Source organism: Nonomuraea antimicrobica (genome assembly GCF_039536965.1).
Taxonomy (GTDB): Bacteria; Actinomycetota; Actinomycetes; order Streptosporangiales; family Streptosporangiaceae; genus Nonomuraea; species Nonomuraea antimicrobica.
Map to the genome: position 1 here is coordinate 72,292 of NZ_BAAAZP010000005.1, position 20,776 is coordinate 93,067.

General features: G+C 71.7%; 20 protein-coding genes. 11 read left to right on the forward strand and 9 right to left on the reverse strand.

The annotated features are described in order from the left end of the window. Window positions 1-69: 69 nt before the first annotated feature. The 3 genes from ABD844_RS01930 to ABD844_RS01940 are packed head-to-tail and all read left to right on the forward strand — an operon-like array spanning window position 70 to window position 2,455. Window positions 70-921 (forward strand): ABC transporter permease, encoded by an 852-nt coding sequence (locus tag ABD844_RS01930; protein ID WP_344872258.1) that lies wholly within the window; start codon window positions 70-72, stop codon window positions 919-921. Beyond that, window positions 914-1,702 carry an ABC transporter permease gene (locus tag ABD844_RS01935; protein WP_344872260.1) on the forward strand — a complete coding sequence of 263 codons (789 nt, stop codon included), beginning with the start codon at window positions 914-916 and terminating at the stop codon, window positions 1,700-1,702. The genes ABD844_RS01930 and ABD844_RS01935 overlap by 8 nt, the downstream gene beginning before the upstream one ends. A gap of 3 nt (window positions 1,703-1,705) precedes the next feature. Next, window positions 1,706-2,455 (forward strand): ABC transporter ATP-binding protein, encoded by a 750-nt coding sequence (locus tag ABD844_RS01940; RefSeq protein ID WP_344872262.1) that lies wholly within the window; start codon window positions 1,706-1,708, stop codon window positions 2,453-2,455. A gap of 27 nt (window positions 2,456-2,482) precedes the next feature. Here the strand turns inward: ABD844_RS01940 and ABD844_RS01945 are convergent, their stop codons facing one another. Then, window positions 2,483-2,956 (reverse strand): hypothetical protein, encoded by a 474-nt coding sequence (locus tag ABD844_RS01945; RefSeq protein WP_344872264.1) that lies wholly within the window; start codon window positions 2,954-2,956, stop codon window positions 2,483-2,485. Window positions 2,957-3,086: 130 nt separating this feature from the next. Between ABD844_RS01945 and ABD844_RS01950 the strand changes: the two genes are divergently transcribed. Both ABD844_RS01950 and ABD844_RS01955 read left to right on the forward strand, forming a co-directional pair. Continuing rightward, entirely contained in the window at window positions 3,087-3,623 is a 537-nt protein-coding gene (locus tag ABD844_RS01950; protein ID WP_344872266.1) for an MFS transporter, read from the forward strand. 50 nt (window positions 3,624-3,673) lie between these two features. After that, entirely contained in the window at window positions 3,674-4,390 is a 717-nt protein-coding gene (locus ABD844_RS01955; RefSeq protein WP_344872268.1) for a YcnI family copper-binding membrane protein, read from the forward strand. Between the two features lie 81 nt (window positions 4,391-4,471). Here the strand turns inward: ABD844_RS01955 and ABD844_RS01960 are convergent, their stop codons facing one another. From ABD844_RS01960 to ABD844_RS01970, 3 genes are read right to left on the reverse strand one after another with little or no spacing between them, the layout of a single operon-like run. Then, on the reverse strand, window positions 4,472-5,485 hold the full coding sequence (locus tag ABD844_RS01960) for an ABC transporter permease (protein ID WP_344872270.1): 1,014 nt from the start codon (window positions 5,483-5,485) through the stop codon (window positions 4,472-4,474). Then, on the reverse strand, window positions 5,472-6,446 hold the full coding sequence (locus ABD844_RS01965) for an ABC transporter ATP-binding protein (protein WP_344872271.1): 975 nt from the start codon (window positions 6,444-6,446) through the stop codon (window positions 5,472-5,474). Before ABD844_RS01965 ends, ABD844_RS01960 begins: the two co-directional genes overlap by 14 nt. After that, complete coding sequence (locus ABD844_RS01970) at window positions 6,443-7,666, reverse strand: LolA family protein (RefSeq protein WP_344872272.1); 1,224 nt, start codon at window positions 7,664-7,666, stop codon at window positions 6,443-6,445. Before ABD844_RS01970 ends, ABD844_RS01965 begins: the two co-directional genes overlap by 4 nt. Window positions 7,667-7,886: 220 nt before the next feature. Here ABD844_RS01970 and ABD844_RS01975 point away from each other — a divergent pair, with 220 nt between their 5' ends. Both ABD844_RS01975 and ABD844_RS01980 read left to right on the forward strand, forming a co-directional pair. Then, the gene (locus ABD844_RS01975) at window positions 7,887-8,561 is read left to right on the forward strand and encodes a response regulator transcription factor (RefSeq protein ID WP_344872273.1); all 675 of its coding nucleotides are present in this window, start codon (window positions 7,887-7,889) and stop codon (window positions 8,559-8,561) included. Next, the gene (locus ABD844_RS01980) at window positions 8,554-9,900 is read left to right on the forward strand and encodes a sensor histidine kinase (protein ID WP_344872275.1); all 1,347 of its coding nucleotides are present in this window, start codon (window positions 8,554-8,556) and stop codon (window positions 9,898-9,900) included. The genes ABD844_RS01975 and ABD844_RS01980 overlap by 8 nt, the downstream gene beginning before the upstream one ends. Before the next feature lie 549 nt (window positions 9,901-10,449). Here ABD844_RS01980 and ABD844_RS01985 read toward each other — a convergent pair. Further along, on the reverse strand, window positions 10,450-11,319 hold the full coding sequence (locus tag ABD844_RS01985; protein WP_344872277.1) for a LysR family transcriptional regulator: 870 nt from the start codon (window positions 11,317-11,319) through the stop codon (window positions 10,450-10,452). Between the two features lie 504 nt (window positions 11,320-11,823). Between ABD844_RS01985 and ABD844_RS01990 the strand changes: the two genes are divergently transcribed. Together ABD844_RS01990 and ABD844_RS01995 are read left to right on the forward strand one after the other, a co-directional pair. Further along, window positions 11,824-12,894, forward strand: a complete 1,071-nt coding sequence (locus ABD844_RS01990; protein ID WP_344872279.1) for a neutral zinc metallopeptidase — start codon at window positions 11,824-11,826, stop codon at window positions 12,892-12,894. Between the two features lie 132 nt (window positions 12,895-13,026). After that, a complete protein-coding gene (locus ABD844_RS01995; protein ID WP_344872281.1) occupies window positions 13,027-15,093 on the forward strand; it encodes an LCP family protein in 2,067 nt (688 codons plus the stop codon). A 33-nt stretch (window positions 15,094-15,126) separates the two neighbouring features. On the opposite strand, the gene ABD844_RS02000 is transcribed toward ABD844_RS01995, so the two are convergent. The 3 genes from ABD844_RS02000 to ABD844_RS02010 form a co-directional block, all read right to left on the reverse strand. After that, a complete protein-coding gene (locus ABD844_RS02000; RefSeq protein WP_344872283.1) occupies window positions 15,127-17,166 on the reverse strand; it encodes a spermidine synthase in 2,040 nt (679 codons plus the stop codon). Window positions 17,167-17,257: 91 nt separating this feature from the next. Continuing rightward, entirely contained in the window at window positions 17,258-17,983 is a 726-nt protein-coding gene (locus ABD844_RS02005; RefSeq protein WP_344872285.1) for an ABC transporter permease, read from the reverse strand. Beyond that, on the reverse strand, window positions 17,983-18,738 hold the full coding sequence (locus ABD844_RS02010) for an ABC transporter ATP-binding protein (protein WP_344872287.1): 756 nt from the start codon (window positions 18,736-18,738) through the stop codon (window positions 17,983-17,985). Before ABD844_RS02010 ends, ABD844_RS02005 begins: the two co-directional genes overlap by 1 nt. A gap of 67 nt (window positions 18,739-18,805) precedes the next feature. Here ABD844_RS02010 and ABD844_RS02015 point away from each other — a divergent pair, with 67 nt between their 5' ends. Beyond that, a complete protein-coding gene (locus ABD844_RS02015; protein WP_344872289.1) occupies window positions 18,806-19,522 on the forward strand; it encodes a TetR/AcrR family transcriptional regulator in 717 nt (238 codons plus the stop codon). Here the strand turns inward: ABD844_RS02015 and ABD844_RS02020 are convergent. Then, window positions 19,445-19,759, reverse strand: a complete 315-nt coding sequence (locus tag ABD844_RS02020) for a DUF4190 domain-containing protein (protein ID WP_344872291.1) — start codon at window positions 19,757-19,759, stop codon at window positions 19,445-19,447. The genes ABD844_RS02015 and ABD844_RS02020 overlap by 78 nt on opposite strands. Window positions 19,760-19,874: 115 nt before the next feature. Here ABD844_RS02020 and ABD844_RS02025 point away from each other — a divergent pair. Continuing rightward, the coding region (locus ABD844_RS02025) for an ion transporter (protein ID WP_344872293.1) at window positions 19,875-20,776 on the forward strand (902 nt) is incomplete at its 3' end.

Consider the following 20,776-nt stretch of genomic DNA (forward strand, 5'->3'; position numbering starts at 1 on the left):
GGGTGCCCGGCCCCGGTTATTGCGTTGCGGACCGACGGCGCCGCCCTCGATAATCCGTGTTTCCCGCCCGTGAACCCGTGCCCGGATCCAAGCACGGTCCGTCACCGTGCCATCACCCACCGGAGGTGCAAAACCATACCGCTCTACGCCCGGCTCGTCCGGTACGGCTTCCGCAAACACTCCACCTACGTCAGGGCCGCACTGGCCGGCGCGTTCACCAACAGCGTGTTCGGCATCCTGCGCGCCTACATCCTCATCGCGTTGTGGCAGGCCCGCCCCGGCCTGGCCGGCTACGACGTGACCGACGCCATCACCTTCTGCTTCGTCACCCAGGCGTGCATCGGCCCGATGCAGCTCTTCGGCGGGGGCCTCGGCATCCCCGAGCGCATCCGCAGCGGTGACATCGCGCTCGACCTGGTCCGCCCCGCCTCCCTGCAACTGTGGACGCTGTCGGAGGACGTGGGCAGGGCCTCCTACCTGTTCCTCGTGCGCGGCCTGCCGCCCATGCTGGTCGGCGCGGCCGTCTTCGGCATCGTCGTGCCCGCCGACCCGGGGCAGTGGGCGGGCTTCCTGGCGAGCTTCACGCTCGCCATCGTGGTCAGCTTCGGATGGCGCTACCTGCTGGCGCTGTCGGTCTGCTGGCTGCTCGACGACCGGGGCGTCGCGGTCCTGTCGCTCGTGCTGACCACGTTCTTCTCGGGGATGATGGTGCCGCTGCACATCTTCCCCGGCTGGCTGGGCGACCTGGCCAGGTCGCTGCCCTGGGCGGCCATGGTCCAGGTGCCCACCGACGTCTACCTCGGCAAGGGCTCGGTGCCGCAGGCCCTGGCCTTCCAGGCGTTCTGGGCCGTGGTCCTGCTCGGGCTCGGCGCGCTCGGCACCCGGGCGATCCGCCACAAGGTGGTGATCCAGGGTGGTTAGGACGTACTTCCTGCTGCTGTGGACCTGGACGCGGGCCGCCGCCGCCTACCCGGTCTCGTTCGCGCTGATGACCCTGCTCGGCTTCGTCATCGCCGCGCTCGACGTGGCCGTGATCCTGATCATCTTCGCCAACACCACCACGCTCGCCGGGTTCTCCCGCGAGGAGGTGCTGTTCCTGTACGGCGCCGCGAGCCTGTCCTTCACCGTCTGCGACACGTTCGTCAGCAACCTCGACCGGGTCGGCCAGCACATCAAGGCCGGCACGCTCGACACCGTCCTCATCAGGCCGGTCAGCGCGTGGATCCAGCTCACCACCGACCGCTTCAATGCCACCCGCGTCGGACGCATCGTGCAGGCCGGGCTCGTGCTCGGCTACGCGGTCGCCGAACTCGGCATCGACGGGCGGCGGGCCTGGATGATCCCGGTCATGGTGCTCACCGGCATCGTGATCTTCGCCTCGCTGTGGACGATCGGCGGGGCACTGCAGTTCGCGCTGACCGAGGCCCCCGAGGTGGTCAACGCCTTCACCTACGGCAGCCAGCAGCTCAGCCAGTACCCGCTCAGCGTCTACGGCCGCGACCTGGTCAAGGGCGTGACGTACGTGCTGCCGCTGGCGTACGTCAACTGGCAGCCCGGCCTGTACGCGCTGGGCCGCGACGACCCCTTCGGCACACCCGAGTTCATGCGTTTCCTCGGACCGGCCGCCGCGCTGGTCCTGGCCCTGCTGGCCGCGCTGGCCTGGCGGCAGGGCGTCCGGCACTACCGATCCACGGGGAGTTGATCGATGATCGAGCTTGACCGGGCGGGCCGCTCGTTCAAGGTGAAGCGGAACGTCGTCCACGCCGTACGCGAGCTGTCGTTCACCGTCTCGGCGGGTGAGTTCGTCGGCTACCTCGGCCCGAACGGCGCGGGCAAGTCCACCACGATCAAGATGTTGTGCGGCATCCTCACCCCCACCTCGGGGAAGGTCCGGGTGGCCGGGCTCGACCCGTCGCGGCGGCGCACCACGCTGGCGCGGCGCATCGGGGTGGTGTTCGGGCAGCGTACGACGCTGTGGTGGGACCTGCCGCTGGCCGACAGCTTCGAGCTGATCCGGCACCTGTACAAGGTGGAGCGGGCCGCGTTCACGGCCCGGCTCGGCGAGCTGACCGAGACGCTCGACCTGGGCGGGTTCCTGCGCACGCCGGTGCGGCAGCTCAGCCTGGGCCAGCGCATGCGCGGCGACCTGGCGGCGGCGCTGCTGCACGCGCCCGACGTGCTGGTGCTCGACGAGCCGACGATCGGCCTCGACGTCGTCAGCAAGGCCGGCATCCGCGACTTCCTGCTGCGGCTGAACACCGAGCGGGGCGTGACGGTGCTGCTGACCACGCACGACCTCGGCGACATCGAACGGCTCTGCCGCCGGGTCATGCTGATCGACCACGGGCGGCTGGCCTTCGACGGCTCGCTTGACGACCTGATGGCCACGGCGCCCGGCCATGCGTCCATCGAGGACGTGGTGACCCGCCTCTACACGGGCCCCGGCACCACCTGACCACCGGGAGTTCGCCCCGGGGGATGGCTAGTAGTAGCCGCCCTCCGGGGTGGCCTCGTAGTCGTCGTCGAGGTCGTCCTGCCGGCGCGACCACCGCGACGGCATCAGCACGGGAATGAACAGGGCCACGCCGAGCAGGGCGAACACGCCGGTCGTGAGCATGGTCCTGTCGCCGAGCCCCGCGTCTCTGATGATCTGGTTGACCGAGGGCTCGGTCGGGATGAAGGAGAGCGCCCGGTTCACGTCGAGCGCGTACACGACGGTCCAGGCCAGCAGCACCATCGACGGGATGAACGTGGCCACCGGCGAGACCCGGCCCGCCGTCACGAGCCCCACGACGAGCCCGACGGCGGCCATGGCGCCGAGCGCGATCCACGTCTTCTGTTCGTCGGGCGGGGTCGCCCCGGCGTTCGCGAGGGCCTGCTGCACCGCCCATCCGCCGCCTCCGAGCACGGCCGCCGTCACCACGAGCCCGATGAGCAAACCTGCTAAGTGCCGCAACGTTCTCACCTCAATGTCGACGCGATCGGCACGACCCTAGCGAGAAATGCCCCTTTCGTCCCACCTAATGCTCAGGTTGGAACTCGGGGGCCTCAAGATTGCGTGCCCCGTGAGAGCATGGGGCACACCCATGCGTGCGCTACTCCCCCTCAGGCTCGCGCGGGCGGCCGCCTTCTCCGCCGTCTGCGTGACTCTGGCCGCGCTCGCCCACGTGCTCGGCGGTGGCGCGGCGCCCGCGCCCCTGGCCGCCGGGCTCGGGCTCGCGGCGGTCTGCGTGCTGGGGCTGGCGCTGTGCGGCAGGGAGCGCTCGGCGGGCACGATCAACCTGGCGCTGGTCGCGGCGCAGCTCGGGCTGCACGAGCTGTTCGCGGGCGAGGGCGCCGCCTACGTCTCGGTGCACGGGCACGCGCAGGGCGGCCTGGCGGTGAACGCGGGCATGCTGCTCACGCACGTGACCGCCACAGTGATCACGGGGCTCTGGCTCGCGCGCGGCGAGGCCGCGCTCTGGTCGGTGTTGCGCCGGCTCGGCCGCCGCCTCGTGCTGCTCACCCCGGCCGCCGTGCCCGTCCTGTGGCCGTGCGTGCCGATCGTCCGCACCAGGGTGGTGCCGCTCCAGCCGGGTGTCCGGCTCTGCGTGGCCAGGCGTGGTCCTCCACTTCCCGCCTGACCGTCTGACACCCCTGTTCCATCCCCTATTCAGCCAAGTGGAGTTCTCGCATGTCCTTCGTACGCCGTGCGGCGACCGTGCTCGCCGCCGCCACCGCCGTCACCGCCGCGCTGGCGCTGCCCGCGCTGGCCCACGTCAGCATCCAGCCGGGCACCGCCGAGCAGGGCGGCTTCAGCAAGGTCGCGTTCCGGGTGCCCAACGAGCGCGACAACGACTCGACCACCCAGGTCGAGGTGTCCTTCCCCACCGATCACCCGCTGGCCTTCGTCTCGGTCAAGCCCGTGCCCGGATGGGAGGTCAAGGTCACCGAGGGCAAGCTGCCCACGCCGGTCAAGACCGAGTACGGCGATCTCGAGGAGGCCGTCACCAAGGTCGTCTGGTCGGGCGGCAAGATCAATCCCGGGGAGTTCCAGGAGTTCGAGGTCTCCATGGGGCAACTGCCCAAGGACGTCGACTCGCTGATGTTCCCGACGAAGCAGACGTACTCCGGGGGTGAGGTCGTCGACTGGTCAGAGGCGCCCAAGGCCGACGGCACGGAGCCCGAGCACCCGGCGCCGCTGCTCAAGCTGGTGCCCGCCGCCGAGGACGGCACCGCCCACGCGAGCGCGAGCCCGGCGGCGGCGAGGCCGACGGTGACGCCGGTGGCCGCAGGCGCGTCCTCGTCGTCCGACGGGACGGCCCGGCTGCTCGGCGGGGCCGGGCTGGCCGTGGGCGTCGTCGGCGTGGTGATCGGCGCCCTCGGCCTGCGCCGCCGCCCGTCCGCCTGACGGGCACTCGCGGGAGAGGAGGGGGTCACCACCCGCTCCTCTCCCGACCGCGCCCTTCCCTGTCGAGCCTTTCCCGGCCGCTCAGGACGTGATGTCCTTGCCGGAGAACCGCGCCCACGCGATCGACCCGAACAGCAGGATGTACGCCCCGAACACCAGCAGCCCCTCCCCCAGCGCCCCGGCGTCCATCGGGCTGCGCAGCACCGCGTCGAAGTTCGTGAACCAGGTCGGCAGCAGGTACGGGCTGATCGCGGCGAGGTCGGGGATGGCCCGCAGCACCTGGCAGACGATGACCAGCACCATGGTCCCGGCGATGGCCCCGATGGACACCTCGGTGAACGTCGACAGCGCCAGCCCGATCGCGGCCAGCGCCGCCATGGCGGCCCCGACGTACCCGACGGCGACGGCGATCCGCAGCAGCCCGTCGGCCATGGAGATCGTGCTGCCCGACAGCAGCGTCACGGGCCCGGCGGGGAACAGGATCAGCCCCGTGACCAGCGCCGACACCGCCACCACCGCCGTCACCGCGTAACCGAAGACGACCGCGTTGAGGTATTTCACCGCCAGCAGCCTGGTCCGCCCCGCCGGGGCGGCGAGCAGGTAGCGCAGCGTCCCGCCGCCGGCCTCGCCCGCGACGGAGTCGCCCGCCACCACGCTGACGGCCACCGGCATCAGCAGCATCACCAGGAACGAGAACGACAGGAACGTCAGCATGAGGCTGTTGCCCGCCACGTCCTGGATGATCCCGCCCATGCCGTCGTCGGAGGAGCCGATGATGCGCAGCGCGACGCCGATGACGATCGGCACGGCGGCCAGCACGGCCAGCATCGCCACGTTGCGCGGGCGGCGGAAGGTCAGCCCCAGCTCCGAGCCGAGCAGCCGCCAGAACGCCCCCACGGGCCCCGTGACCGCCTCCGGCACAGAGGCACCAGCGGGCGGAACGGAGACGGCGGGCGTGGGTTCGGGGGCGCGGCGTTCGGTGGTGCGCATGGTCTCCGTCACCGGGACGAGCCCGGGCGTGCGCCGTGCCTGCGACCCGAGCGTCGTCGTCCCGGTCGCGCCCCCCGCCGGCGTCGCGCCGTCAGCCGTCGACATCGAAACCCTCCCCGGTCAGTCCCACGAACACGTCCTCCAGGCTCGGCCGCACCACGGCCAGCCCGCGCACGGCCACACCGTCCTCGACCAGGGCGGCGTTGATCCGCTCTGGCGCGTGCCCGGCCAACTCCGCCGTGACCCGGCCGCCCTCCGGCCGCACGTCGTCCAGGCCCAGCCCGGCCAGCACCCGCGCGGCCTGCGCCGCGTCCGGGGTCTCCACCCGGATCCTGGCGACCCGGCCGCCGCTCAGCGAGGCGATCGTGCCCTGCGCGACGAGCCTGCCGGTACGCATGATCGCGGCGTGCGTGCACATCTGCTCGACCTCGGCCAGCAGGTGGGAGGAGACGAACACCGTGGTGCCGTCGGCGGCGATCTCCTTGACCAGCGCGCGCACCTCGCGCGTGCCCTGCGGGTCGAGCCCGTTGGTCGGCTCGTCCAACACGAGCAGCTCGCGCGGCCCGAGCAGGGCGGCGGCGATGGCCAGGCGCTGGCGCATGCCGAGCGAGTAGTTGCGGTAGCGCTTGCCGGCGGCGGCCGAGAGCCCCACGCGTTCGAGCGCGTCCGTGACGCGCCGCCCGGCGGTGCTCCGCGCCGCCGCCGGGTCGGCCGCGTCGAAGCGCATCAGGTTGGCCGTGCCCGACAGGTACGGGTAGAAGGCCGGCCCTTCGACCAGCGCCCCCACCTTGGGCAGGGCCTGGGCCTGGGGCAGCCCGAGCACGGAGTAGTCGCCCGACGTGGGCGCCACGAGGCCGAGCAGCATGCGGATCGTGGTGGTCTTGCCCGAGCCGTTGGGCCCGAGGAAGCCGAAAACCGAGCCGCGCGGCACGCTCAGATCGAGCGCGTCCACCGCGACCTGGCCGCCCCTGAAGCGTTTGGTGAGTCCCTCGGTGACGATGGCGGCGTCCCCGGAGGGCGGGGCCGCCCCGAAGGGCGCCCCCGCTTCCTGCGTGACGGCGGTCACTTGATGCCCGCCGCCTTGGTGATCTCCTCCGGCGTGACCGCGCCGACCAGAAGGCGGCCGTCGTCGGTCACCAGGGCCGTGACGAGCTTGGTCTTGATCAGCTTGCCGGAGCCCCACGTGCCGCTCACCGGGGTGGCGGACTGGAGCACGCTGTCCACCAGCGCGCTCGGGTCGGTCTCGCCGCCGAAGCCCGCGCCACCGCCGCGCCCCTCGGGCGACCCGGGCGACGCGGACGACTCGGGCGATGCGGACGACTCGGGCGACGCGGACGACTCGGCGGGCCCGGCGGTGAGGTCGGACGCCGAGAACGGCAGGACCGCCACGCTCGCCCAGCCCTCGCCGACGACCTTCACCTCGCCCGCGACGTCCTTGGCGTGCTCGGCCCGCTCCTCCGCCTTGGCGCCGAGGCCGTCGTCCCCGCCGAGCGTCCGCTCCTCCACCTTGGCGCCCGCGGGCGGGGTGAAGGTGAAGTTCTCGGCGGCCGGGGGCGTGAACGTCACCTGGGTGAAGCCCACCTGGTACGCCGGCTCCGCCGAGCCCTTGGCGTAGACCTCGACCTGGAGGGGGACGTACGTCTCGCCGTCGAGCGCGATGCGTACCTCCTGCACCAGCGAGCCCTCCGCCTTGGGCGACAGGACGAGCTGGTAGACCGGGCGGCCCGCCACCGTCGCCGTGTTGCTCACGCGGACGGCGGTGTGCTCGTCGGCGGCGGCCAGCAGGCGCTGGGCCAACTGCTGCGGCGTCAGGTCGGTCGGCTGCGGCACGGGGGTGTGCTCCTGGCCCCCGGCCGGTTGCTTGACGGTCAGCTTGGTGGCGGTGTTGGTGGCGCTGTCCCAGTACCACGCCTGGTCGCCGTTCACGATCAGGTTGGTCTCGTTGAGCTGGGTCGGCATGGCCACCCGCAGCTTGTCGGCGGCGCCGTACCAGACCTTCACCTCGTGCGAGCCGGACAGCAGGCTCAGCGGTGACGCGGCGCTGGTCGCCGGCAGCGCGGGCAGGCCGAGCGAGGCCGTCTGCTGCACGGTGCCGGACATGGGCGGGACGCCGCCCTTCTTGCTGGTGGCCGCCACCGCGTCGGCCAGCAGTTGCTGGGCCGAGCGTTCGGGCAGCACGGGCTCGCCGCTCACCGCGGCGATCACGGGGCCGGCGCCGATCGCGGCTCCGATCACGGCCGCCGCCGCGATCGGGACTCCCCACCTCACGAACGTGCCTCTGCGCATCTCACTCCTTAACGGTATGTCGATGCCCAGAGCCTGCGGCATGGTTCCTGTGGCAAGCCTGAGACAGTCTGAGACGCCTCTCAGGCCGGCCGGGTCCGCGGCGGTGGGGAGCAGCCGTCCTGGCTGGCTAGAGTGCAGGTCGCGGCGCTGGTCCGGGCGGCCTGAGACGGCTCTCAGCCTTCTCAGCGTGGTCTCAGCGCGGGAACAGGAGAATTGCCACATGAGAGTACTTGTCGTCGAGGACGAGCGCCGCATGGCGGCGGCGCTCCAGCGGGGGCTGCAGGCCGAGGGGTTCGCCGTGGACCTCGCCCACGACGGCGAGGAGGGGCTGCACGCGGCCCGGCAGGGCGACTACGACGTGGTCGTGCTCGACATCATGCTGCCCAGGCTGTCGGGCTACAACGTGTGCAAGCAGTTGCGCGCCGAGGAGAACTGGGTGCCGATCCTCATGCTGTCCGCCAAGGACGGCGAGTACGACATGGCCGACGGGCTCGACCTGGGCGCCGACGACTACCTGACCAAGCCGTTCTCGTACGTGGTGCTGGTGGCCCGGCTGCGGGCGCTGATGCGGCGCGACGCGGGACGTCGGCCCTCGGTGCTGCTGGCGGGCGACCTGTCGCTCGACCCGGCCCGGCGCCGGGTGGAGCGGGGGCAGAGCCCGATCGAGCTGACGCCCAGGGAGTTCGCGCTGCTGGAGTTCCTGATGCGGCGGCGGGACGAGGTGGTGTCGAAGGCGGAGATCCTGGAGCACGTCTGGGACACGTTCGACACCGACCCGAACGTGGTCGAGGTGTACGTCGGCTACCTGCGCCGCAAGATCGACGCCCCGTTCGGCAGGAACGCGCTGCAGACCGTGCGCGGCGCGGGCTACCGGCTGGCGGGCGACGGTGGCTGACTCGCCGCTGGTCTGGTGGCGGCGCCAGGGGTTGCGCTTCCGGCTCACGGCGGCCGCCGCCGCGGTGCTCGCGCTGGCCCTGGCACTGTCGGCGTCGGTGCTGGTCAGCGTGCTGGAGCGGGCGCTGATGGACACGGTGGACGAGTCCACCAGGGCCCAGGCGCAGGCCGTGCGCGTGGCGGCCGACGCGGGCACGCTCACCAGCCCGATCACCACCCACGACGGCACGATCGTGCAGGTCATCGACGCGCAGGGGCGGATCACGCACGTCACGTACGGCACCGACCGGCTGGTGCCGCTGCTCGACGCCGGGGCCAGGGCCAAGGTGCTCGCCCACGGGAAGGCGACGCTGCTGGACGGGCGGCCGTACGCGATCCCCGGGTTCCTGCGGGTGGTCGTGCTCAGCGCGGACCGGGGGCTGACGGTGGTGGCGGCCCGGCCGATCAGCGAGATCCAGACGAGTCTGGTCACGGCCGGGCGGGTGCTGCTCGTGGGCACCCCGGCGCTGGTCGTGCTGCTGGCGGTGGCGAGCTGGCTCATGATCGGCCGTACGCTGAGCCCGATCGCGGCGCTGCGCAGGGGCGCCGCGGACATCACGCACACGGCCAGGTCGCGCCGCCTGCCGGTGCCGCAGTCGCGGGACGAGGTGCACTCGCTGGCGACCACGCTCAACGGCATGCTGGCCCGCCTGGAGGAGGCCGAGCAGCGCCAGCGGGCGCTGGTCTCCGACGCCGCGCACGAGCTGCGCAGCCCGCTGGCCAGCATCCGGCTGCAACTGGAGGTGGCGCTCGGGCACCCCGACGGGCAGGACTGGCAGGAGACCGCGGAGGGCGTGCTGGAGGACACGCTGCGGCTGTCGCGGCTGGCCGAGGACCTGCTCGCGCTGGCCAGGCTCGACGAACGCGGCGGCGTCCCCGCCCGCCGCGAGCCGGTCGACCTCGACGAGGTGGTGCGGCAGACGGTGGACAGGTACGCCGAGGCGCGCCTGGCCGTCTGCGACCCCGTCGTGGTGCGCGGCGACGCCCTCGACCTCAGCCGGGTGCTGACGAACCTCATGGACAACGCCGTCCGCCACACCACCACCAAGGTCGAGGTGGCGCTGACCGCCGACGGCGTGCTGACGGTCACCGACGACGGCCCCGGCATCCCCGAGCAGGACCGCGAGCGCGTCTTCAACCGCTTCACCAGGCTCGACACCGGGCGCAGCCGCGACGAGGGCGGGGCCGGGCTGGGGCTGGCGATCGTCCGCGAGACCGTACGGGCGCACGGCGGCACCGTCATCCTGGAGGACGCCGGGCCGGGGCTGCGCGCGGTCGTCACCCTCCCGCGGATGGCGTGAGCCATACCCGTCCTGTCGGGATCGGCCTCGGACCCTGGCCCGCGGGCGCGTGGCGTGTTAGTCACAGGTCATGCGCGCAGCACGCGAGAGGGCCTCTGCCACGCTGAGCGCCGCCCGCGCGGCCGTGCTCACGTTGCCGGGCTGGGCGCATACGAGAGCGCCCACAGCCCCGACCAAGCACAGCCCGGCACCGGCCCGGGCAGCCGGCCGTACGCGGTGCTGCCCGAGGGCGCGGGAGCGCTGGTCGTGGACGCGGGCGCCGATGACGTGCCGTGTGTGCGTCCCGGGCGACCGGATCTCGACGGTCGCCGTGTTCGACGTCCGGCCCCTGCCGGCTGACGCCGGGACGGCCTGGTCTCCCCGACGGGAGTGGCGGCCGGGCCGGACGGCGCGTACTACGTGTCCGACGAGGGCACGGTGGCGGGTTCCGGGGAGGTGCTGCGGATCAGGGGGTGATGGTTGGTCGGCGACGGCTCCGGGCGGGACGGGCGGCCGGAGGACCGGCGGCTCTCATGGCTCGGAACCGGAAATGGATCGTTCCCAATGCGGTCAGGCGGCTGTTCCCTTCTCTGCGGTGGCCAGGAAGTCCTGGGCGATGAGCGGCAGCCGACGGCGGGCGTGCACGACGGCGATGACGCGCCGCACCGCGGGTTCGAGCGAGCGCACCACCAGGCCCGCGCGTCCGGCCTGCTCGGCCAAGCCGCGGTACCACAGCAGCGACGCCTGCCCGTTGCGTACGGCCTTGAGCCAGCCGTTGCGTTCGTCGGTCTCGAGCACGACCACCGGGGTGACCGCGAACTTGCCGAACATCGCGTCGAGCTCTCTGCGCCGCATGCTGCCACGGGCGGGCAGCGCCAGGCGCATGCCGTTCAGCTTGCCCATGGGCACCGGGTTGGGCAGGTCGAGCCCGGGAGGTGAGATCAGGACGATCTCCTGACGTTCGAGTGGATGGGTGATGAGATCGGTGGGCACGGGCAGGTCCGTGAGACCGAGGTCGGCCCGTTGATCCCGGATGGCGCTGACGACGCCGTCACGGCCGTCGCAGCGGACGATGTGCACGCGTACGCCCGGATGCGCCGCCGCGTAGGCGGGAAGCAGGCGGCCGGCCAGGCCCGGTTCGAGGCTGGGTGTGGCGGCGATGCGGAGCTCCGCCTCGGTGACCGTGCTCTGGTTGGCCAGGCCCTCGATCTCGTGAACCGCGTCGAGCGCCTCCCTCGCCAGCTTGACCACTCGCCGTCCGTGCGTGGTGACGACCACCCCGCGACCGGAACGTGCGAAAAGGGTCATGCCGAGCTCGCGCTCAAGATCGCGGATCGCGCGGGACAGTGCGGGCTGCGCGATATAGAGCGACCTGGCCGCGTCGGTCATGGTGCGGTGCTCCGCAGTCGCGACCACATAGCGGAGCTGCTGGAGATTCATGCAAGAAAGCTAGGACACCACCCGCCGCCCGGACCGGGAGATAGCGGAGATCACCTCGAATGATTTCGGACTGTAACCGAGCACCGCTACATCCGTGACGGGTGATACGTCAGTATGCTTTTGCCCCAAATTTGCCAAGGGCCCGGCAAGTCGCCGCACAAAGCTGGGCATTGCGGACAACGGGGTAAACGGGGAGACAGTGTGACAGGGAACGGGCAATATCCACCCCCGCCCCCAGGGCCAGGGCAGCCTCAGCGGCCACCCTCGTTACCCTGGCCGCCGCCGGGCCACCGGCCGCCGGGGGGCGGGCAGGGGAGCCCGTACCCGCCGCCTCCTCGGGGGAATCCGTACCAGCACGCGCCGACTCATCCGCAGGGGCAGCCGTACCCGCCGCCGCCCCACGGGCCGCACGGGCACCCTGGGCCGCAGGGACCGCAGGGACCGCAGGGACCGCACGGGCAGCCGTACCGGCAGCCGCCGCCACCGCCCATGCCGCCACCGCCCATGCCGGGGCGGCAGTGGCAGCCGCAGCCGCGCAGGAAGCAGGGGATGGGCGTCGGCGGGGTGCTCGGTGTCGTGTTCGGGTCGCTGGCGGCGCTCTTCGTGCTGATCGTCATCGGGGCGGTGCTGATCGACCGGGCGGCGGGCTCGGACACGTCGACGCCGCTCGCGATCCCGACGTACGAACCGTCGGACGACCCCTTCGACCGCCACTCGGACCGGCCCTCCGACGACCCGTCCGACGAGCCCGCGGACCGGGAGACCGACGAGCCCACCCGGCAGCCGACCCGGGAGCCGGAGGAGCCCGAGACCACGGTCACGCCGCCCGCCACGGTCACGCTCGACACGAGCCTGAAGACCAACACCATGTACAAGGCCGGCACGCTGCCCCGGCTCAACTGCCGGGCGGGCAACGCCGGCATCCACAGCCACAGCCAGCTCAAGGCGCTGATCCTGAAGACCGGCAAGTGCATGGACCGGGCCTGGCACCCGATCCTGGACAAGCAGGGCATCCGGTTCAGCCCGCCCGGCTACGCCATCGCGTCCGGACGGGGCAGGGGCGCGTGCGGCGACTATCCGTCGGCGGGGAGCATGGTGCCGTACTACTGCCCGCGCAACAACACCATCTACGCCTCCACCTCGGCCATGGCCAGGGGCAACGGCAACACCCGCGGGTACGGCCAGATCATCTCGTGGCACGGCGGCATCATCAGCATGATGGCCCACGAGTACGGCCACCACGTCCAGAACATCACCGGCCTGATGGACTCGTGGTGGCGCTCGACCCTCGACTCCGGCAGCCAGAGCGGCAAGCTGGCGCTGAGCCGGCGGCTGGAGCTGCAGGCCACCTGCTTCGCCGGCATGTGGATGCGGTCGGTGGCGTCGTCGTACCCGGTGAACACGGCGGATCGCGGCCGACTGTTCTCGTTCTACGCGCAGGTCGGCGACTATCCCGGCTGGCCGCGCGACCACGGCAAGCCGGTCAACAACAACCGGTGGTTCCGGCAGGGGTGGGAGCGGAACAAGGCGTACCAGTGCAACACGTGGCTGGCGCCCTCTTCGACGGTCTCCTGATGGACGCGGGACGTTCATCTCAGCTTGAGTACATGTCCCTGTTGTCCATATAAGGGGACTAGAATCCTGGCAATCTTCTGCCTACGTGGGCAAATACCAGGTTTCTCCTGGTAAGGCATATAAGGAGCCAGTGTGAGCAATCGCGATGGGGATGAACCCGTGCCAGAAGGCAGGAAACGGCGCCCCACGCGACGATCGCGCTCGTCCACCGACCCCGGCTCCGGCACGTCGGCCAAGCCCTCGTCCCGCTCGCCCCGGCCCGCCCGGTCGCCCCGGTCGTCCGGCGAGCCCGCTCCCGACCCGGCCGACTCCCCGTCAGGCGCGGGGGCCGCGCCTGACGCCACGCCCACCCCGGACTCCGCCCCGCCCCGCGCGGCCTCCCCGGGCTCCGGAGCACCCGACGCGGCCTCCGGAGCGCCTGACGCGCCCTCCGCGCGGCCCCGACCGCGCAGGAGCACCGCGCCGGGCTCAGGACCGCGTGAGGCGGCCTCCCCGGGCTCCGGAGAGCGTGCCACGAGGCCCGTCAGGAGGCCCGCGAAACCCACGGCGGCCCGCGACGCCCGGCCCGACTCAGGGCCGGACTCCGGGCCCGACTCCGGGCCCGGCTCCGGGCGAGGCTCCCGACCGAACTCCGGGCGAGGCTCCGCGCCGGACTCGGGACGGGCCACGGGACGGGGCTCCGGGCAGGGCGCGCCGCGGTTCGCCAAGCCGCTCACGACCGGCTCCGTCCTGGGCTGGACGGCACTGTCCGCCCTCGTCCCCGGCGCCGCTCACCTGCGGGCCGGGCGCCGCCGTACCGGCCTGGTGCTGGTCAGCCTGTACGCGGTGGTGCTGCTGGCGATCCTGGCCTACGGCCTGAGCGTGCTCGGCGACCTGTCGAACGCCGCGCTGCTCGCCCGGGACGGCGTGCTGGTCACGGTGATCGTGGTCGCGTCAGTGTGCGCGCTGGCGTGGTTCGCGTTGGTGGTGTCCTCGTACGTGGCTCTCGGCCCCAGCAGGCTGCGCCAGCAAGGGCAGGTGGTGACCGGCATCGTGGTGGGCGTGTTGTGCGTGGCGGTCATGTCGCCGTTCGCGCTGGCCACCAGCAAGGTGCTGGCCGCGCGCGACACGATCGGCAGCATCTTCCGCTCCACGTCGGAGCCCGGCGTCCCCCAGGTGGGCCAGGACCCCGAGAACCCGTGGGGCGACAAGGACCGGGTCAACTTCCTGCTCATCGGCGGTGACGCGGCGGGCAACCGTACCGGCGTGCGTACCGACAGCATGAACGTGGCCAGCGTCGACCTCAAGACCGGCGCCACCGTCCTGTTCAGCCTGCCGCGCAACCTCCAGCACGTACGCTTCCCGGCCGGTTCCCCGCTGCACAAACAGTTCCCGCACGGCTTCATGGCCGAACTGCCCAACGGCGGCCTGCTCAACGAGGTCTGGCAGTACGCCAACGACAACCCGCAGATCATGGGCGGCAAGAACAAGGGCCCACAGGCCCTGATGGACGGCATCGGCCACACGCTCGGCCTGAAAATCGACTACTACATGCTGATGAACATGTACGGCTTCGCCGACCTCGTGGACGCCATCGGCGGCCTCAAGATCCGCGTCGAGGAGGACGTCAAGTGGGGCGGCCTGTACGGCACGGCGGGCACGATCAAGGCGGGCTACCGCAAGCTGACGGGCGAGCAGGCCCTCTGGTACGGCCGTTCGCGCGTCGGCAGCGACGACTTCTCCCGCATGGCCCGCCAGCGCTGCGTCATCGGCGCCTTCGCCCAGCAGGCCACGCCCACCGTGATCCTCTCCCGGTTCGAGCAGATCGCCGGCGCGGCCAAGCGACTGGCCGAGACGAACATCCCGCGTGACCTGCTGCCGCCGCTGGTCGAGCTGGGCGTCAAGGTCAAGGACGCCAAGATCACCAGCCTGCAGTTCGTGCCGCCGGAGTTCTACTCGGGCCGCCCCGACTGGGCGAAGATCCGCCAGGCGACGAAGAAGGCGATCAGCGACTCGACGCGCCCGCGCCGCGCCCAGACCGCGAACGTGAGCGCCTCCCCCAGCGGCACCCGCGCCACGCCGCCGACGCCCACGACGGCGCAGGCGCAGAAGCCCGCTCAGCCGTCCGCGCAGACGTCCGCACAGGGCCGTCCGTCGCAGACGCCGACCCAGAACACCCAGAAGGGCTCCCAGGCCATCGACGACCTCTGCGGCCTCTGACCGGCCGCGGAACCCCGCGGAACGGGCTCGGCGTCACACCAGCGCCGAGTTCTTCCTCGGCAGCAGCGCCAGGGCCCCGACGTAGAGGACGGCCGCCACGATGAGCAGGCCCTTGTAGCCGATCACCAGCGCCACGTACTCCAGGCACCCGCCGACCATGGCGCCCAGCAGGTTCGCGCCGAAGGACGTGGTGGCGTCGGCGGTCTCGGCGAAGCGCTTGGCGAAGACCACGTTCGCGGCGAAGATCGGCAGGAACGCCACCGTCACGGCCGCCACCGCGCGCAGCGGCAGTGGCAGCGACAGCAGCCACTCGTTCGGCACGAGCCAGGCCAGCAGCAGGCCCGCGAACAGCACGCCGTACATGACCGGCAGCGGCGGCATGCGGAAGCGGCGGGTCACCTCGACGGCGGCGAGCACCGCGACGAGCACCCCGGCGAAGACGATCGCGTTGACCACCCACGTGGTGCCGAACAGCAGCGCGAACCCGGTCACGCTCTTGGTCTCCAGCAGCATGAAGCCCACGCCCAGCAGGAACAGGTCCGCGTACGGGCGCATCCGCTGGTAGGGCCCGGCCACGACGCGCACCGCGAGCAGGCTGACGATGAGGATCAGGGTGAGCGTGATGATGTAGATCGGCGGGATCGTGGCGTCCTTCAGGTAGAGGAACGGCCGGTCGTCGCCCGCGGGCTCGGGGGTGCCGGCGGCGGCGCCCGGCCACTCGGCGGCGCAGCGCTGGTCGGCGGTGGACAGCCCGGCGGTGATCACGGCCTGCTGGCCCGCGGTGCTGACGACGTCGACGCACGGCTTGTGGCCGAAGGCGTTCTGCATGGTCGAGGCCAGGCGGTCGACCAGCCAGCTCTCCCGGTAGTAGTTGTACATCGAGAACGTGCCGCCCGGCCTGAGGTGGTCGCGGGCGGCCCGCATGGCCTCCTCGGTGAACAGGTAGCTCTCCAGGCGCAGCGAGCTGGCGCCGGAGACGAGGGTGAGCGAGTCGGGCAGCGCGAAGAGGATGAGGTCGTACTTGGCGGCGGTGCGCTCAAGGAAGGCGCGCCCGTCGGTGACGTGGGTGGTGACGCGCGGGTCGTCGTAGGGGCGGTCGGGGTGCGTCGAGCCGCCCAGCTCGCGCAGCTTGGGGTCGATCTCCACGGCGTCGACGCGGGTGGCCCCCTTCGACAGGGCGATGGCCACGTCGGTGCCGCTGCCCGCGCCGACGATGAGCACCTCTTTGGGCGGCTTGGTGGTGCGTTCGTACGGCAGGCCGTACTGGGCCTCCCATTGCAGGCGGGCGGCGGCGGGCACGGCCTGCTGGTGCGGGATGCCGTTGACCGCGATGTCGGTGACGGGGACGCCGAGCTGCGTGAGCTGCTTGGTGGTGACCTTGTAGTACGGCGACCAGATGGCCCCGGCGGTGAGCGTCTCGGTCAGCAGCAGCCCGACCACGCCCAGGGCGGGCACGACGACGAGCCCCACGTACAGCGAACGCGGCCGGGGCACCAGCAGCAGCGCGTAGCAGACGGCGGCGATCAGCCCCCAGAAGACCGGCGGCGCGCTCAGGAAGGACAGCGCGGTGAACGCCGCGATGCCGGTGAGGCTGCCGATCAGGTCGTAGCGGTACGCCTCCAGGCGGGGCAGCTCGGGGAAGCAGCGTCCGACCAGCTCGGCGGGGCCCATGAGCACGACGGCGGCGGCACAGAAGATCACCGGCAGGATCGCCCAGGCGGGCGGCCCGCTGGTGGACAGGCTCGTCCAGTACAGGACGCCCTCGGTGTTGCGGTCGACGGTGACCGGGAACAGCAGCACGACGATGACCAGCACCGCGAGCACGACGGGCGAGTAGTACGGCTGCCGCCGCGAGCGCCCCACGCGCAGGAAGCCGAGCCCGATCCCGAGGAAGGAGCCGAGCAGCACGAAGTTGGTGAAGTAGCTGAGGTGGACGATGTTGGATCCGGTCCACCGGATCAGCGCGAGTTCGAGGAAGAGCATGAAGGCGCTGGCGAGCACGAGCCTCGGCCGCACCGCCAGCCAGTGTGCCTTCTCCCCGTCACCGACCGGCTTCTGCGCCTGGAGCGTCATAACGCCTCACCGTAGTGAACTGAGCGAGAACAAGGAAGTCTCGCCGCTCGGAAGAAATGACGTCCGCCCGTGCCCGGCCGCGCGCTCGTCGCTAGGCGTGCTCCCGGTTGAAGACGCGCGTCCCGATCGCCAGCGACACCACCGCGAACACCACGGTGACCGCCACGCCGACGCCCACGGTGCCGGTCACGTAGCGGCCGTGGAAGAGGTCGCGCAGGGCCTCCAGCACGTACCGGAACGGGCTGAGGCGGGAGAGGCCGTCGAGCCAGCCGGGCGCCATCGACATCGGCAGGAACGAGCCGGACAGCAGGACCAGCGGCACCACCGCCGTGGTCATCACCGGCGGGAAGAGCTGCTCGTCGATGGTGAGCGCGATCGCGTACGACAGCGCGGCCAGGCTCGCCCCGAGCACCATGACGAGCACGAACCCGCCGGCCAGCCCGAGCGCGGGAGCGCGCAGGCCGAAGGCGAAGGCCACGGCGAGCAGCAGCGCCGTCTGGACGGCCAGCGTCACGACGTTGTCGAGCACCCGTCCGAGCAGCAGCGCCAGGCGGCTGGCCGGGGTGACGCGCAGCCGCTCCAGCACGCCCGTGCGCTTCTCGAAGACGATCCCGAAGCCGGCCATCCCCGCGCTCATCAGGCCGAGCTGGACGATGAGGCCGGGCACCAGCGTCTCCCAGGTGCCGAACGTGGCGAAGATCGGCCCGAACAGCACCAGGAACAGCAGCGGCTGGATCGCGCCGAAGACGAGGCCCACCTTCTGCCGGAGCGTGGTGCGCACGCCGTGGCGGAACAGCACCCAGGTGTCGCGCAGCATCAGGCCCCCGCTTCCTGCACGGCGCTCTCCTCGCGCAGCGACCTGCCGGTGAGGTCGAGGAAGACGTCGTCGAGCGTGCGGCCACCGGTCTTCAGCTCGGCCGGGGCGCCCTGGGCCACGATGCGGCCGTGGTCGATGATCAGCACCCGGTCGCAGAGCGCGTCGGCCTCGTCGAGGTAGTGGGTGGTCAGGAACACGGTCATGCCCCGGTCGGCGCGCAGGGCGCGGATGTGGTCCCACAGGCCGGCCCGGCTCTGCGGGTCGAGGCCGGTGGTGGGCTCGTCGAGGAAGAGCAGCACCGGGTGGTGCAGCAGCGCGAACGCGATGTCGAGGCGGCGGCGCCGGCCGCCGGAGAGCGTGGCGGGGGCCTTGGTCTCCTGCCCGGTGAGGTCGAGGGCGGCCAGGACCTCCTCCATCCTGGCGGCGACCGCGGGGCGGCTCAGGCCGTACAGCATGCCCTGCAGCTCCAGCTCGCCCTTGGCCGGGGTGAAGGACGGCACGCCGCCGCCCTGGGCGACGTAGCCGATGCGCCGCCGCACCTGCCTCGGCTCGGCGAGCAGGTCGTGGCCGGCCACCGTGGCGGTGCCGGCGGTGGGGCGCAGCAGGGTCGTCAGCATGCGCATGGTCGTGCTCTTGCCGGCGCCGTTCGGACCGAGGAACCCGACGATCTCGCCGGGCGCCACCGAAAGGTCGACGCCTCTGACGGCCTCCGCGCCGTCCTTGAAGGTCTTGCCCAGACCCGAAGTCTTGATCATTTTATCGCCTCCAAAATTTAAGTAACCACAATTTTGGAGCCACTGCAAACTTGATACGATGGGCGGCATGCGAGAGGGGCTGCGGGAGCGGAAGAAGCGCGAGACGAGGGAGCGCATCTCGGACATCGCGACGGGCCTGTTCATGGCCAAGGGCTTCGACAACGTGACGGTGGCCGAGGTGGCGCAGGCCGCCGACGTGTCGGTCAACACGGTGTTCAACTACTTCAGCACCAAGGAGGACCTCTTCGCCGACCGGCAGGAGGTGGCGGTCGACCTGCCGGTGCGGGTGCTGCGGGAGCGGCGGCCGGGAGAGAGCGTGGTGCGCGCGTTCCGGCGTGACTACCTCGACGCGATCGACACCCGCGACTGGCGCCACGGCCTCAACGCGGGCAGCGACGTGTTCGCCAGGATCGTCAACGACAGCCCCGCGCTGGTCGCCCGGATGCGCGAGGTCGGCGTCGGGCGGGAGCGCGCGCTGGCGCGGGCGCTGGCCGACGAGTTCGACGCCGACGCCGACGACCTCGCGCCGAAGATGGCGGCGGCGTACCTGCTCGGCACCACGCGCATCCTGACCGAGCACGCCGTGGCGATGCTGCTGGCCGGCGAGCCGTGGGAGCGCGTCGCGCCGCTGCTCAGGACGCAGGCGGAGCAGGCGTTCGACCTGCTGGAGGCGGGGCTGAGGGCCTGGGGAGGCCCCACCGCGACCCTAGTAGTCGCCCTCCGAGGCGGCGCCGATGATGCCGACCGTGAGCCCGAGCGCGACGAAGAGGAGCATGAGGATTAGCAGCGCCGAGCTGACGATGCCGCAGATGCGCCCGGCCTGGATGTGGCCACGGTTGTCGTAGTAGTAGCCGCTCGCGTCGATCTCGCGCAGCGCCTTGTTGCCCATCGACCAGGCGAACGGACCGATGAAGGTGCACACCACCAGGCTGAGGATGCCCAGCACGAGGATCGTGGTGCCGTTGGGATGGCTCTGCGGGGGCTGGCCGTAGGGGCCGGGGCCGTAGTTGGGGTAGGACACCGTCGCTCGGCTCCCTCTCTTTGGGGCAGGTGCGATTTTATACCACAGTCTCCCGCTTGATCATGTTGCGTCATCATGGTGGGGCACAAGATCCATGCCTTAGGAGCCTGCCCCCGTGCGTGAACGCACTCGCGACTTCCTCTCCCATCGGCACTTCCAGCGGTTCATCATCGCCGTCATCCTGATCAACGCGGCCACCCTCGGCCTCGAGACCTTCCCGGCCGTCGTGGAGCGCTACGGCACCGTACTGACCGTGGTCGACCACGTCGCGCTCTACATCTTCGCCGCCGAGCTGGCCGCCAAGCTGTACGTCGAGCGCACCGCCTTCCCGCGCGACCCCTGGAACCTCTTCGACACGCTCATCGTCGGGGTCGCCTTCGCCTCCACCACGGGCGGCCTGTCGGTGCTGCGCTCCCTGCGCATCCTGCGCGTGCTGCGGCTGCTGTCGGTCGTGCCGAGCCTGCGCCGCGTGGTCTCGGCGCTGCTGCGGGCGATGCCGGGGATGAGCTCGATCGTCGTGCTGCTGTCGCTGGTGCTGTACGTGGCCGCCGTCATGGCCACCAAGCTCTACGGCGAGACCGCGCCCGACCGCTTCGGCAGCCTGCCGACCTCGCTGTTCACCCTCTACCAGACGATGACCGGCGACGACTGGGGCAACATCGCCCGTGAGGTGATGACCCGGCACCCCACGGCCTGGATCTTCTTCGCGACGTTCATCCTGGTGTGCACCTTCGTGGTGCTCAACCTCTTCCTCGCCGTCGTGGTGAGCGCGATGGACGAGGAGAACGCCGAGGAGCGGGCCGCCATGGAGAGCTCCACGCACCAGGCCCAGATCGCCCTGGCGGACTCCGCCGACCAGGCCCGGCGCGCGCTGGAGGACTCGGCGACGCATACGCAGCGGATCCTGGACGAGCTGGCCGAGCTGCGCAAGGAGGTCGCCGAGCTGCGCGGGCTCCGCGCGGAGGCGCCGCCGGCGACGGCCACCGGCGGCGCGCGGAACAAGCGGGGCCGATCGGG

Excerpts from the sequence above, each read along its gene's own strand:
- ABD844_RS01975 (WP_344872273.1), top strand. The coding sequence starts at position 7,887 with ATGAGAGTACTTGTCGTCGAGGACGAGCGCCGCATGGCGGCGGCGCTC.
- ABD844_RS01970 (WP_344872272.1), bottom strand. The coding sequence starts at position 7,666 with ATGCGCAGAGGCACGTTCGTGAGGTGGGGAGTCCCGATCGCGGCGGCG.
- ABD844_RS01985 (WP_344872277.1), bottom strand. The coding sequence starts at position 11,319 with ATGAATCTCCAGCAGCTCCGCTATGTGGTCGCGACTGCGGAGCACCGC.
- ABD844_RS01960 (WP_344872270.1), bottom strand. The coding sequence starts at position 5,485 with ATGTCGACGGCTGACGGCGCGACGCCGGCGGGGGGCGCGACCGGGACG.
- ABD844_RS02000 (WP_344872283.1), bottom strand. The coding sequence starts at position 17,166 with ATGACGCTCCAGGCGCAGAAGCCGGTCGGTGACGGGGAGAAGGCACAC.
- ABD844_RS01940 (WP_344872262.1), top strand. The coding sequence starts at position 1,706 with ATGATCGAGCTTGACCGGGCGGGCCGCTCGTTCAAGGTGAAGCGGAAC.
- ABD844_RS01990 (WP_344872279.1), top strand. The coding sequence starts at position 11,824 with ATGCCGGGGCGGCAGTGGCAGCCGCAGCCGCGCAGGAAGCAGGGGATG.
- ABD844_RS02015 (WP_344872289.1), top strand. The coding sequence starts at position 18,806 with ATGCGAGAGGGGCTGCGGGAGCGGAAGAAGCGCGAGACGAGGGAGCGC.
- ABD844_RS02005 (WP_344872285.1), bottom strand. The coding sequence starts at position 17,983 with ATGCTGCGCGACACCTGGGTGCTGTTCCGCCACGGCGTGCGCACCACG.
- ABD844_RS01950 (WP_344872266.1), top strand. The coding sequence starts at position 3,087 with ATGCGTGCGCTACTCCCCCTCAGGCTCGCGCGGGCGGCCGCCTTCTCC.
- ABD844_RS01955 (WP_344872268.1), top strand. The coding sequence starts at position 3,674 with ATGTCCTTCGTACGCCGTGCGGCGACCGTGCTCGCCGCCGCCACCGCC.
- ABD844_RS02010 (WP_344872287.1), bottom strand. The coding sequence starts at position 18,738 with ATGATCAAGACTTCGGGTCTGGGCAAGACCTTCAAGGACGGCGCGGAG.